This is a genomic window from Pseudomonas sp. NBRC 111131, assembly GCF_001320525.1.
In the GTDB taxonomy this organism is placed as follows: domain Bacteria; phylum Pseudomonadota; class Gammaproteobacteria; order Pseudomonadales; family Pseudomonadaceae; genus Aquipseudomonas; species Aquipseudomonas ceruminis.
In genome coordinates, this window is the sequence record NZ_BCBH01000008.1 from 1 (window position 1) to 12,612 (window position 12,612).

At 63.3% G+C, this 12,612-nt stretch carries 9 protein-coding genes; 5 read left to right on the forward strand and 4 right to left on the reverse strand.

Going from position 1 to position 12,612, the window contains the following annotated elements; genetic code table 11:
• The coding region (locus APH34_RS09770) for a membrane-targeted effector domain-containing toxin (RefSeq protein ID WP_054900969.1) at positions 1-2,608 on the forward strand (2,608 nt) is incomplete at its 5' end.
• A gap of 64 nt (positions 2,609-2,672) precedes the next feature.
• Here the strand turns inward: APH34_RS09770 and guaA are convergent.
• The 4 genes from guaA to APH34_RS09790 form a co-directional block, all read right to left on the reverse strand.
• A complete protein-coding gene (guaA, locus tag APH34_RS09775) occupies positions 2,673-4,250 on the reverse strand; it encodes a glutamine-hydrolyzing GMP synthase (RefSeq protein ID WP_054900970.1) in 1,578 nt (525 codons plus the stop codon).
• Between the two features lie 77 nt (positions 4,251-4,327).
• Entirely contained in the window at positions 4,328-5,797 is a 1,470-nt protein-coding gene (gene guaB / locus APH34_RS09780) for an IMP dehydrogenase (protein WP_054900971.1), read from the reverse strand.
• 86 nt (positions 5,798-5,883) lie between these two features.
• On the reverse strand, positions 5,884-6,441 hold the full coding sequence (locus APH34_RS09785; protein WP_054900972.1) for a hypothetical protein: 558 nt from the start codon (positions 6,439-6,441) through the stop codon (positions 5,884-5,886).
• A gap of 46 nt (positions 6,442-6,487) precedes the next feature.
• Positions 6,488-7,243: a sulfite exporter TauE/SafE family protein gene (locus APH34_RS09790; RefSeq protein WP_054900973.1), complete on the reverse strand. Its 756-nt coding sequence runs from the start codon at positions 7,241-7,243 to the stop codon at positions 6,488-6,490.
• 97 nt (positions 7,244-7,340) lie between these two features.
• Here APH34_RS09790 and APH34_RS09795 point away from each other — a divergent pair, with 97 nt between their 5' ends.
• From APH34_RS09795 to leuA, 4 genes are all read left to right on the forward strand, one after another.
• Positions 7,341-8,228, forward strand: coding sequence for a LysR family transcriptional regulator (locus APH34_RS09795; RefSeq protein WP_054900974.1), 888 nt, complete (start codon positions 7,341-7,343; stop codon positions 8,226-8,228).
• A gap of 45 nt (positions 8,229-8,273) precedes the next feature.
• A complete protein-coding gene (gene xseA / locus APH34_RS09800; RefSeq protein ID WP_054901128.1) occupies positions 8,274-9,653 on the forward strand; it encodes an exodeoxyribonuclease VII large subunit in 1,380 nt (459 codons plus the stop codon).
• Positions 9,654-9,656: 3 nt separating this feature from the next.
• Complete coding sequence (locus tag APH34_RS09805; protein WP_054900975.1) at positions 9,657-10,484, forward strand: M23 family metallopeptidase; 828 nt, start codon at positions 9,657-9,659, stop codon at positions 10,482-10,484.
• 414 nt (positions 10,485-10,898) lie between these two features.
• Positions 10,899-12,572 (forward strand): 2-isopropylmalate synthase, encoded by a 1,674-nt coding sequence (gene leuA, locus APH34_RS09815; RefSeq protein ID WP_054900977.1) that lies wholly within the window; start codon positions 10,899-10,901, stop codon positions 12,570-12,572.
• Positions 12,573-12,612 lie beyond the last annotated feature (40 nt).

A 12,612-nucleotide genomic window follows, 5' to 3' on the forward strand; every position in this document is an offset into this window, starting at 1 on the left:
CAAGGACGGTGCGGACAAAGAAGTATTCGACGAGCACAACGAAATTGCCATCGCCCCTCGCGACGTGCTTCAGGACTTCTGGGAAATCGATTTCAGCAGCGCATTCCATAAACGCCTGGATGATTTCTGGACCCAGCACGCCGACGACTATCGCACCCTGGCCAAGGTCAACTTCCTCGCCAAGGTGCTGGAGTTATGCGTGGAGGATGGCCAAAGCGAACTGGCCAGGCGCGCCCGCAGGGTAGCCACCGCCCTGACCGGCGCCAGCACCTGGCCGCCGACCCTTGAGCAACTGCAGCAGCACGTCCCGCCCGCCGCTGGCTACCGCGTTTGCACCTTCGATATCGGCGGCCATGTGGCCACCGACATCCTCCGGGTCGAGATGGACGATGGTTACCAACTGCTCTACACCCCAGGCGAGTTCGAAGCCCTGCACATATTTCGCAACCGCAGCGAGCTGTATTGGTGGGTGCTGATGAACACCAACCAGGCCGATAACAGGGCGCGCTTCATGGGGCATTTCTCGCTCGACACGCTCGACCAAAAGGACAGCAGCGTGGGCCTCAACCACCTGATCGATCTTCTGTTCTTCAACTGGGGAGGCGACGACCACCCCTGCCTCAACCAGCTCGACCGGACAGTGCCCGGTGATGCATTCAGCCATTTGCGAGACTGTGCACGTAAACGCATGATCGACGATGCACAGTTCGCCCTGCGCTCCAATGCCGATTTGCGCAAACAACTGTGGATCGGTTACTTCAAGGCCTTCGGCGAGATAGTGGGCCCCATGGCTGCTGTGTCCTGGCCCGTGGCCCTGGCGGTGGTGGGCGCCGGCCTGGCAGAGACCGGCCTGAGCATCGACCAGGCGGTCAATGGCCATACCACCGCTGAACGCCAGCAGGGGGTGGCCGGCGCGGTGCTGGCTGCCATCAATACGCTGTTCAGCGCGACCCTGCTCGCTGGTGCGCCGGACGCCCGCCTGGGCGAGATTGGCGAGCCCGAGCCGCCGCTGCCGGGCGAGCCCGATGAAACGTGGCACGCCGCCGAGGACAGCGAGCCTGCGACGCCGGCCGAGATCGAAACCTGGGTCCCTGAACCGCACAGACCTGTCAGGCAAAGCGCCCTGCTAGCCCCCTTCGAAACCAACGAGGTACTGACAGGCTCCCCTGGCAGCGGCCCTCTGGAAGGCATTTATACCCAGGGTGGCAACTTCTACGCCTTGATCGACGAGCAGCCCTATCAGGTACGCTTTGTCGGGCAAATGAACAGCTGGGTGGTGGTCGACCCGCAAAACCCGTTTTCTTTCTACCGCAACGTCCCTGTGTCCCTGGATGCCAATGGACAATGGCAGCCCTTCGAGCGCCTCGGGTTACGCGGCGGTATGTTGCCGCGCAAGCTGCTGTCCCTTTGGGGCGGAGCACGGAGCGCTGCAGTGACCGAACTGCCCGCCAGCCCTTATGAAATCCCCCAAGCCCTGCGCAGCGGCTTGAAAAGCGCCGCTGAAGGGGGCAATGACAAAACGTTGAGTGGCATCTTTGTCGACCTGAACCCTGAAGCCAATGAGCAATACATCGAATTCAGGAGACGCCGCGACAGCTTGGCCAGCGACGCCCGGCAGTTCTTCGAAAGCGTACAGCTGCCTGCGCGCCCCAAGCCTCCCGAGCTGCCTCGAGAGGCGAGCCCAAAACAGATCATCCGCAGCCTGTATGAGCGCAGCCACGGCGTTGTCATTGGTGAGGGGCACTCGCAACTGGGCAGCAAACGCTTTCTGATCGACAACATGGCGCTGCTGAAAAAGCAGAAAGTCAGCGTGTTGTACATGGAGCATTTTCTGACGGACTTCCACCAAGCGGACCTGGACTTGTTCAATCGCACCGGGCAAATGCCAGCAAGCCTGGAGACCTACGCGGACACCTTGGACATGGGGCACTTCACCGATCGCGCAGGCCGCTACACGTTCAAGCACGTACTGATCGCAGCCCAAAAACAGCGGATCCGCGTCCAGTCCATCGATTGCATGGCCAGCTACCGCCAGGCCTGGGACAGCGCACCATTGCCGCAGACCCGGCAAACGATGATGAACTACTTCGCGCACCTGACCATCGATGCCGACCAGGTCGTACGCGGCCCGGGCAAGTGGGTAGCCCTGGTGGGCAGTACGCACTCGAACACCTTCGAAGGCGTACCCGGCCTGAGTGAACTACAAGGCGCGATCGGGCTGCGCTTTGAAGACATTCAGATCGGTGAAGTGGGCGGCATTGAAGTCGATCCGGGACGCGTGGTTGTCAGCGCCGACCTTGACATCCATCGCCTTCAGGGCGATCTGCGGGTACAGGTAGCGGTGGCCCAGACCACACGGGGCAGCAGGAACCTGGAAATGAGCCTGGCCAGCAGAGGCATGTTCACCTTCAACGACCTCGATGGCCAAATCAAACTGGTCCATCGAAGCAGCGACGGGCAACTGAAATATACCCTGGTGCGCCAGGACGGGCGTTACGTCTACATCGAAAAGCCAGACTGGCCATGGATCAGCGGACGCCACCTCAATGGCCTGGCGCAGTTGCGCACCGCCCTCACCCGCCAAGGCATGCACTACGTTCACACGTGAACAGCGCGCATGCCCTGCAAGCCAGATACGACAAGGGCGCCTTGCGGCGCCCTTGTGGCTTAACTCATTCCCACTCGATAGTGGCCGGCGGCTTGCTGGACACGTCGTAGGTCACGCGCGAGATACCGTCGATCTCGTTGATGATGCGGCCGCTGACGGTCTCCAGCAGATCGTACGGCAGGTGCGCCCAGCGCGCGGTCATGAAGTCCACGGTCTCGACGGCACGCAGGGCGACAACCCAAGCGTAACGACGGCCGTCGCCAACAACGCCCACCGACTTGACCGGCTGGAACACCACGAAGGCCTGGCTGGTCTTGTGGTACCAGTCGGCCTTGCGCAGCTCTTCGATGAAGATATGGTCGGCGCGACGCAGGATGTCGGCGTACTCTTTCTTCACTTCACCCAAGATACGCACGCCCAGGCCCGGGCCCGGGAACGGGTGGCGGTAGACCATGTCGTACGGCAGGCCCAGCTCCAGGCCGATCTTGCGCACTTCGTCCTTGAACAGTTCGCGCAGCGGCTCGACCAGCTTGAGGTTCATTTCCTCTGGCAGGCCACCGACGTTGTGGTGCGACTTGATCACGTGGGCCTTGCCGCTCTTGGCGCCCGCCGACTCGATCACGTCCGGGTAGATAGTGCCCTGGGCAAGGAACTGGATATTCTCCAGCTTGCTGGCTTCGGCGTCGAACACGTCGATGAAGGTGCGGCCGATGATCTTGCGCTTCTTCTCCGGGTCGGCTTCGCCTTCCAGGTTGTCGAGGAACTGCTTCTCGGCATCGGCACGGATCACCTTGACGCCCATGTTTTCCTTGAACATGGCCATCACCTGGTCGCCCTCGTGCAGGCGCAGCAGGCCGTTGTCGACGAATACGCAGGTCAGCTGATCGCCGATGGCGCGGTGCAGCAGCGCGGCAACAACGGAGCTGTCAACGCCACCGGACAGGCCCAGCAGGACGTTGGCCGAACCGACTTGCTCACGCACCTGGGCGATGGCGTCTTCGACGATGTTGGACGGTGTCCACAGGGCTTCACAGCCGCAGATGTCCTGGACGAAGCGCGAGAGGATGCGACCGCCCTGCTTGGTGTGGGTCACTTCCGGATGGAACTGCACGCCGTAGTAGCCACGGGAATCGTCGAACATGCCGGCGATCGGGCAGCTTGGGGTGCTGGCCAGGATGTTGAAGTTGCCCGGCATCTGGGTGACCTTGTCGCCGTGGCTCATCCACACGTCCAGGCCCAGCACACCGTCGTCATCGACGTGGTCTTCGATGCCGTCCAGCAGGCGGCTCTTGCCGACCACGTCAACACGGGCATAGCCGAATTCGCGCAGGTCGGAACCTTCGACCTTGCCGCCCAACTGCTCGGCCATGGTCTGCATGCCGTAGCAGATGCCCAGCAGCGGTACGTTCAGGTCGAACACGGCCTGCGGTGCACGCGGGCTGTTGGCTTCGTGGACCGACTCAGGGCCGCCAGCAAGGATGATGCCGCGCGGGTTGAATTCGCGGATCGCTTCATCATCCATGTCGAACGGATGCAGTTCGCAGTAGACACCGATCTCGCGCACGCGGCGGGCGATCAGCTGGGTGTACTGGGAACCGAAATCGAGGATCAGGATGCGGTGAGCGTGAATGTCGAGGGCCATGACTCAATCTCGTCAGTGGAAATCGGAAACGACGCGGGGCTGTCGTGACAGCCCCGCTTCTGTTGTAGCTGGAAGCCTCAGCCTACGCGGTAGTTAGGGGCTTCTTTAGTGATCTGCACATCGTGCACGTGGGACTCGGCCATGCCGGCACCGGTGATGCGCACGAATTCCGGCTTGGTGCGCATCTCTTCGATGGTCGCGCTGCCGGTGTAGCCCATGGACGAACGCAGGCCGCCCATCAGCTGGTGGATGATCGCGGCCAGGGCGCCTTTGTACGGGACGCGGCCTTCGATCCCTTCCGGAACGAGCTTCTCGGCGCCGGCCGAGGAGTCCTGGAAGTAACGGTCGGACGACCCTTGCGCCTGCGCCATGGCACCCAGCGAGCCCATGCCACGGTAGGCCTTGTAGGACCGGCCCTGGAACAGCTCGACTTCACCCGGTGCCTCTTCGGTACCGGCGAACATCGAACCCATCATCACGCACGAAGCACCGGCAACGATGGCCTTGGACAGGTCACCCGAGAAGCGGATGCCGCCGTCGGCGATCAGCGGCACGCCCGTGCCTTCCAGGGCTGCGGCGACGTTGGCGATGGCGCTGATTTGCGGCACGCCGACGCCGGCGACGATACGGGTGGTGCAGATCGAGCCTGGGCCGATACCGACCTTGACTGCGTCAGCGCCAGCCTCGGCCAGGGCCTTGGCCGCAGCGCCGGTGGCGATGTTGCCGCCGATCACCTGCACTTGCGGGTAGGTTTCCTTGACCCAGCGCACGCGATCGATCACGCCCTTGGAGTGGCCATGGGCGGTGTCGACCACCACCACGTCAACGCCGGCGGCAACCAGGGCGGCAACGCGCTCGCCGGTGTCCTTGCCGGTGCCGACCGCAGCGCCGACACGCAGACGACCCTGGTCGTCCTTGCTGGCCAGCGGGTAGGCCTTGGCTTTTTCAATGTCCTTGACGGTCATCATGCCCTTGAGGCTGAACTTGTCGTCGACGATCAGGACTTTTTCCAGGCGGTGCTTGTGCAGCAGCTCGCGGACTTCGTTCTTGTCGGCGCCTTCGCGCACGGTGACCAGACGCTCTTTAGGCGTCATCACGTCGCGCACCTTGGCATCCAGGCGGCTTTCGAAGCGCACGTCACGGGAAGTGACGATACCGACCAGGTCGCCGTTCTCCAGCACCGGAACACCGGAGATGTTGTTCAGGCGGGTCAGGTCGAACAGGTCGCGCACAGTGGCGTCGGCTTCGATGGTGATCGGGTCCTTGACCACGCCAGCCTCGAACTTCTTGACCTTGCGGACTTCGCCGGCCTGCTGTTCGATGGTCATGTTCTTGTGGATGATGCCGATGCCGCCTTCCTGGGCCATGGCGATAGCCAGGCGCGCTTCGGTCACGGTATCCATGGCGGCGGAAACCAGTGGGATGTTCAGCTCGATGCCACGAGTCAAACGGGTCTTGAGACTGACTTCATTGGGCAGTACCTCAGAGTAGCCAGGTACAAGGAGGATATCGTCGAAGGTCAGGGCTTCTTGGCTGATACGCAGCATCGCGGGGGCTCCCGGGCGGGAAAAATGGAAGCGCGCCATTATACTCATCCACGGCGCGCCGCTCAATGCAAAATAAGGGCCTTCGGTCAGCGTACTGGCAGTTTTACCTGCACCACCGCCACCGGCTGATCCAGCCAGTCGGCGAAGCTGTCGAGAAAGGCTTGGGTAAACCCGGCCTCGCCCCAGTTGTTGAAGATGAACCCCAGGTTGGAAAAGGCACATGGCTGCAGGAAGATGAAGCCATTGATGTCGTCTTCGAAGCCGCACAACGGGCAGGTGAAGTTGTCACTCACCCCTGGCATCCACTCTTCCAGGCTTTCGAACAAGGGCTCACCCACCTCGCGGCGGCACTCCGGGCAGCCGGCTTCTTCAAGGAAGCCATCGCTGGGTGTATAGATGCAGCGCTTGAGCACCACCTCCAAACCATTGACCGGCTCCCCGAACGGCAACCTTTGCGGGTGCAGGGCGACCTTGCGCGCGCCATCGGCCAGGGCATGGCCCATGCGGTTGCCGGTACGACCACAGGTGGTCAGCGGTTCCTCGACGATCTTCTCCCGCACCAGCCAGCGCAGGATGGCCCGCGCGCGCGCCTCGTGGACCGGCACGGTGGAGAGTCTGGGAACGATGATGCTTTGGGTGTTCATTGACAAAACAGGCCTGCGAACTGCGGTAATGGCGCAATTCTACCGCTCACGCGCTCAGGTAGCGACCGATGAGCGCCAGGCCGCTGCCCAGTACCAGCCAGGTGACCAGGCGCACGAAGGCCTCGCGTGAGAGTTTCAGGGTCAGCCTGCGCCCGACCCACAGCCCGGCGAACATAACCGGCAACAGGCTGGCGGCGAGCAACAGCAGGCTGGTATCGGCGTAGACCCCGGCGATCAGGAACAACGACAGGCGCACCACCGTACTGCAACTGATCAAGGCGCTCTGAGTCGCGCGTATTTGCTCTTTCACCTCCAGCCGCGCGCTCAGGTAGATGGCGTAGAGGAAGCCCCCGCTGCCGAACAAAGCCCCGAACAAGCCACCGGTAATGCCCATCGGCACGGCCCAGAGGCCGGACAGACGGGCCGGCCGCACGTTCACCGCCAGGCCATAGATGGCGTAGGCGGTGACGAACAGCCCCATCAGCAAGAGCGACAGGTCGGACTTGAGGTGCAACAGAAACACCACGCCCAGGGTGCAGCCCACGGCCATGCACGGCAGCAAGCGTAACAGTTCGCCTCGCACCACATCGCGGCGCGACGGTAACAGGTTGCCCAACGCCGCGACGAAATCCAGCAATACCAACAGCGGAATGATCCGCGACAGCGGCATGAAGTGGATCAGTACCGGGCCGGCCACCAGCGCGGTGCCAAATCCGGCAATGCCGAAGACGATGTACGCAACACCGACACCAAGCAGGATGGGCAGCCAGTCAAGGCCAGAAAACGACAGTTGGGCGAGCATGGCAACAGTTCCGGGGAAGACAGCCAAAGGTTAGCCAGCCCTGAGCTATGCCGACTAATATGTCTTTTTAGCCACACCTATCTCGAAAAGGCATGACATGACCTCGATCCGCCAGCTGCGTTACTTCGTTGAAATAGCCGAGTGCGGCAGCTTCAGCGGTGCCGCCGAGCGGCTGTACATCGCCCAATCAGCATTGAGCCGGCAGATCAAGGCGCTGGAGCGGCAACTGGGCACGGCGCTGTTCGAACGTACGGCACGCCTGCCACGCCTGACGCCGGCCGGCCACACCTTTCTGGAGCAGGCACGCCGCTTGCTGGCTGACCTGGCGCAGGCCGAGCGGACCACCCGCGACGTGGGTGAAGGGCTGCTGGGCAGTCTGCGCCTGAACCACTCCAGCACCGTGCCGCTGACCGGCCCGCTACTGGCTCGCCTGGGGAGCTACCTGCGGCACAACCCAGGGGTTTCGCTGGAAATCGCGCAGCAATCGTCAGAGGCGCAGTTGGAGGACATCGCCGCCGGGCGGCTGGATATCGGCCTGTTGCGCCTGCCAGTGTTGCGCCAGCATGAAGGTGTGGTGTTGCATGAACTGTTCAGTGAGCCCCTGTTGCTGGCGGTTGCCGCCGGGCATCCACTGGTGAGCGCGGCACAGGTGAAACTCGAGCAGTTACGGGAAGAGCGCTTCATTTCCATCCCGCACCGGGACCGCGGCGGGCTCAGTTACCTGTCGGCCTCGCTGTGCATGGAGGCGGGCTTTTTCCCAAAAGCGGCACAGGTGGTGTCGCGCAAGACGACACAGTTGCAGCTGATTCAGGCGGGGTTCGGGGTAGCGTTGCTGCCCGAATGCATGCGCGAGATTGCGCCGGCCTCGGTCAGCTTCGTGGCGCTCGAGGGCACGCGCGAAAGCACCGTGGCGCTGGCCTGTCGGCGGGATGCGGGGCAGAGGGTGCAGCAGTTCGTGAGGGTGATGCAGGCTTGCTCAGGATAGGGCCGGGACAGACAACCAGGGCCGATGTCCTTTATGATGCCTGCCATGATCAAAGACCCCTTCGAACGACTCGGCCTGGACCGCGAGGTCCTGACCGTCAGCCAACTCAACGGCCGCGCCCGCGTGCTGCTGGAAGACGTGTTCCGCAGCGTCTGGGTGGAAGGCGAGATTTCCAACCTTGCCCGCCCGGCCTCCGGCCATCTGTACTTCACCCTCAAGGACAGCGGCGCCCAGGTACGTTGCGCGCTGTTCCGCCAAAATGCCACGCGGGTGCGCCAGGCCCTGCGCGACGGCCTGGCGGTGCGGGTGCGCGGCAAGGTGTCGTTGTTCGAGGGGCGCGGCGACTACCAACTGATCCTCGACACCGTCGAGCCCGCCGGTGACGGTGCGCTGCGCCTGGCCTTCGAGGCCCTGAAGGAAAAGCTCGGCGCTGAAGGCCTGTTCAGTGCCGAGCGCAAACGGCCCCTGCCGGCCCACCCGCAGCGCATCGGCGTCATCACCTCGCCCACCGGTGCCGTGATCCGCGACATCATCAGTGTGTTTCGCCGCCGGGCGCCGCAGGTCGAGCTGAATCTGATCCCCACCGCCGTGCAAGGCCGCGAGGCCATCAACCAGATTGTCCGTGCCCTGCAACTGGCCGATGGTCGCGGCTTCGACGCGCTGATCCTGGCCCGCGGTGGCGGCTCGCTGGAAGACCTCTGGTGCTTCAACGAAGAAGCCGTGGCCCGCGCTGTCGCGGCCTGCGTCACGCCCATCGTCAGCGCCGTTGGCCACGAGACCGATGTATCGATCAGCGACTTTGTGGCGGACGTACGGGCACCCACGCCATCAGCCGCTGCCGAGCTGCTGGCCCCTGACAGCAGCGGCCTGCAACAGCGCCTGGACGGTCTGCAACGGCGCCTGCTGCTGCGCATGCAGAACCGCATAGCCCACGACCGTCTGCGCCTGGAGTCACTGACCCGACGCCTGCGCCACCCCGGCGAGCGTCTGCGCCAGCAGGCCCAGCGCCTGGATGACCTGGACATGCGCCTGCGCCGCGCATTCCTGCTCAACCTCAACCAGCGCCGCGAACGCCTGGCACGCCTTGACACGCGCCTGGCGGCGCAGCACCCGGGGCGTACATTGAAGTTGCTCGGGCAACGCCTGGACAGCCTTGCCGAGCGTCTGCCACGGGCCATGCGCGACGTGCTGAAGGACCGCCGCCAGCGCTTCCAGGCGCAACTGCAAACATTGCAGGTGGTCAGCCCCCTGGCCACCCTGGCGCGGGGCTACAGCATCCTGCTCGACGAGCGTGGCCAGGCCATCCGCAGCGCCGAGCAGACCCGCAACGGCCAGCGCCTGACTGCCCGCCTCAACGAAGGCGAACTGCAGGTGCGGGTCGAGGACAACCACCTGACTCCGGTCACCCTTTCACTACTGGACTGACACATGCCCCGCCTGCTCGCCCCCCTGCTTGCCTTTTCTCTGTTGTTGCTGGCTGGCGGCGCCCAGGCCAGCTACATCACCCGTACCCTGAACAAACCGGTCCCCGGCGGCGTCGCCGTGGTCGACCTCGGCCCAGCGGCCTCGGCGCCCAGCGCGCGCTTCGACGGCAAGCCGGTGCTGGTGGTGAAGGAGCAGGACAACTGGCTGGCCATCGTCGGTATCCCGCTGACGCAAAAACCCGGCACGGCCGTGCTCACCCAAGGCGAGCGGCGCCTGCCGTTCAGCGTAGGGGCCAAGCAATACCCCGAGCAGCACATCACCTTGAAGAACAAGCGCCAGGTCAACCCCGACCCGGCCGACCTCAAGCGCATCGACCGTGAACTGGCCGAACAGATCAAGGCCTACCGCAGCTTCAGCCCGAACCTGCCCAGCAACCTGGTGCTCGACAAGCCGGTCAGCGGGCCGCTGTCGAGCAAGTTCGGCGTGCGCCGCTTCTTCAATGGCGAGGAACGCAACCCGCACGCCGGGCTGGACTTCGCGGTGCCGGCAGGCACCCCGATCAAGACCCCGGCCAATGGCAAGGTGATCCTGGTGGGTGACTACTTCTTCAACGGGCGCACGGTGTTCGTCGACCATGGCCAGGGCTTCATCAGCATGTTCTGCCATATGTCGAAGATCGATGTGAATGTGGGGCAGCCGTTGCGCCGCGGGGATGTGGTGGGCCGGGTGGGCTCGACCGGACGGGCTACCGGACCGCACATGCACTGGAACGTCAGCCTCAATGATGCACGTGTGGATCCGGCCATTTTCATTGGTGCGTTTCAGCCTTGACCACGCCTCGCCGGCAAGCCGGCTTCCACAGCGCCGCGCAGCGCGTCTCGGTACCTGTGGAGGCCGGCTTGCCGGCGATGGGGCCGGCTCGCCTAAGCCTCGGCATCACAGCCTTGCGCTATCGAAAAATACTGCGCAACAAGCTATAAACCTAAAAAGAATTTCAGCCATAAAATCTCGCAAACACTCTTTTTTTAAGCATTTATCTCAATTTTCGGCGAGCACTTGCCATCCCTGACCCCACTGGTTAGGGTTGAAGGCATGAAAACCTTCAGCACCCTCATTCTGCTCCGACAACATCGCAGCCTCTGCCTGGTCAGCGCCCGACTACCAGGCTGAATCGCGTCGCCTCGCCCCCTCATCTCGTTACGCTCGGCAGGCCCGATCTCGGCCGCACACAAAAGGATTGCTTCCATGACCATGCTCAAAGACCCATCGAAGAAGTACCGCGCTTTCCCGACCATCGACCTGCCCGACCGCACCTGGCCGTCGAAGACCATCACCGAAGCACCGATCTGGTGCAGTTCCGACCTGCGTGATGGCAACCAGTCGCTGATCGAGCCGATGGACTCAGAGAAGAAGCTGCGTTTCTGGAAGACCCTGGTGCAGGTGGGCGTGAAGGAAATCGAAGCCTCGTTCCCGTCCGCCTCGCAGACTGATTTCGACTTCGTGCGCACCCTGATCGAAGACGGCCACATCCCGGACGACACCACCATCCAGGTGCTCACCCAGGCCCGTGAAGACCTGATCGCCCGCACCTTCGAATCGCTGCGCGGCGCCAAGAAAGCCATCGTTCACCTGTACAACGCCACCAGCCCGTCGTTCCGCCGCATTGTCTTCAACCAGGACAAGCAGGGCGTGAAGGACATCGCGGTGAACGCGGCCAAGCTGTTCGTCAAATACGCTGCCCAGCAGCCGGAAACCCACTGGACCTTCCAGTACTCGCCCGAGACCTTCAGCGCCACCGAGCTGGCGTTCGCCAAGGAAGTCTGTGACGCGGTCATCGACGTGTGGAACCCGACCCCTGAGCACAAGGTTATCCTCAACCTGCCCGCCACCGTCGAAGTTGCCACACCAAACATCTACGCCGACCAGATCGAATGGTTCTGCCGCAACGTCAGCCGCCGTGACAGCGTGATCATCAGCCTGCACTGCCACAACGACCGTGGTACCGGCATCGCCGCCACCGAGCTGGGCCTGATGGCCGGTGCCGACCGCGCCGAAGGCTGCCTGTTCGGCAACGGCGAGCGTACCGGCAACGTCGACCTGGTGACCCTGGCGCTGAACCTCTACACCCAAGGTATCGACCCCAAGCTGGACTTCTCCGACATCGACGGCGTGCGCAAAGTGGTCGAAGAGTGCAACCAGCTGCCGGTCCACCCACGTCATCCGTATGTCGGCGACCTGGTCCACACCGCGTTTTCCGGCTCGCACCAGGACGCCATCCGCAAGGGCTTCGCCAAGCAGCAGGAAGGCGAGCTGTGGGAAGTGCCCTACCTGCCGATCGACCCAGCTGATATCGGCCGCAGCTACGAGGCGGTCATCCGGGTCAACAGCCAGTCCGGCAAGGGCGGCATCACTTACCTGCTCGAGCAGGAATACGGCATCAGCCTGCCGCGCCGCATGCAGATCGAATTCAGCCAGGTGGTGCAGGGTGAAACCGATCGCCTTGGCCTGGAAATGACCGCCCAGCAGATCTACAGCCTGCTGCACAAGGAATACCTCCAGGCCAATAGCCCGTATGCGCTGGTCAGCCATCGTCTGCAGGAAGAAAACGGCCACAGCGCCGTGGAAGTGGAAGTCGCCGGTGAAGGCGAGACCACCCTGCACTGGCGCGGCAAAGGCAACGGCGCCCTGGAAGCCTTGGTGGCCGGCCTGCCGATCGCCGTGGAGATCATGGACTACAACGAGCACGCCATTGGTGCCGGCACCAACGCCAAAGCGGCGGCCTACATCGAACTGCGTGTGGCCGGCGGCCGCCCTGTGCATGGCGTGGGCATCGATGAAAACATCACCACCGCCAGCTTCAAGGCGCTGTTCAGTGCACTGAACCGCTCGCTGAGCCAGCAAGAAGCCAAAGCAGCGTAAGCTGTAGTTTGATGGCCCAGAGCCCGCATCCTTGATGCGG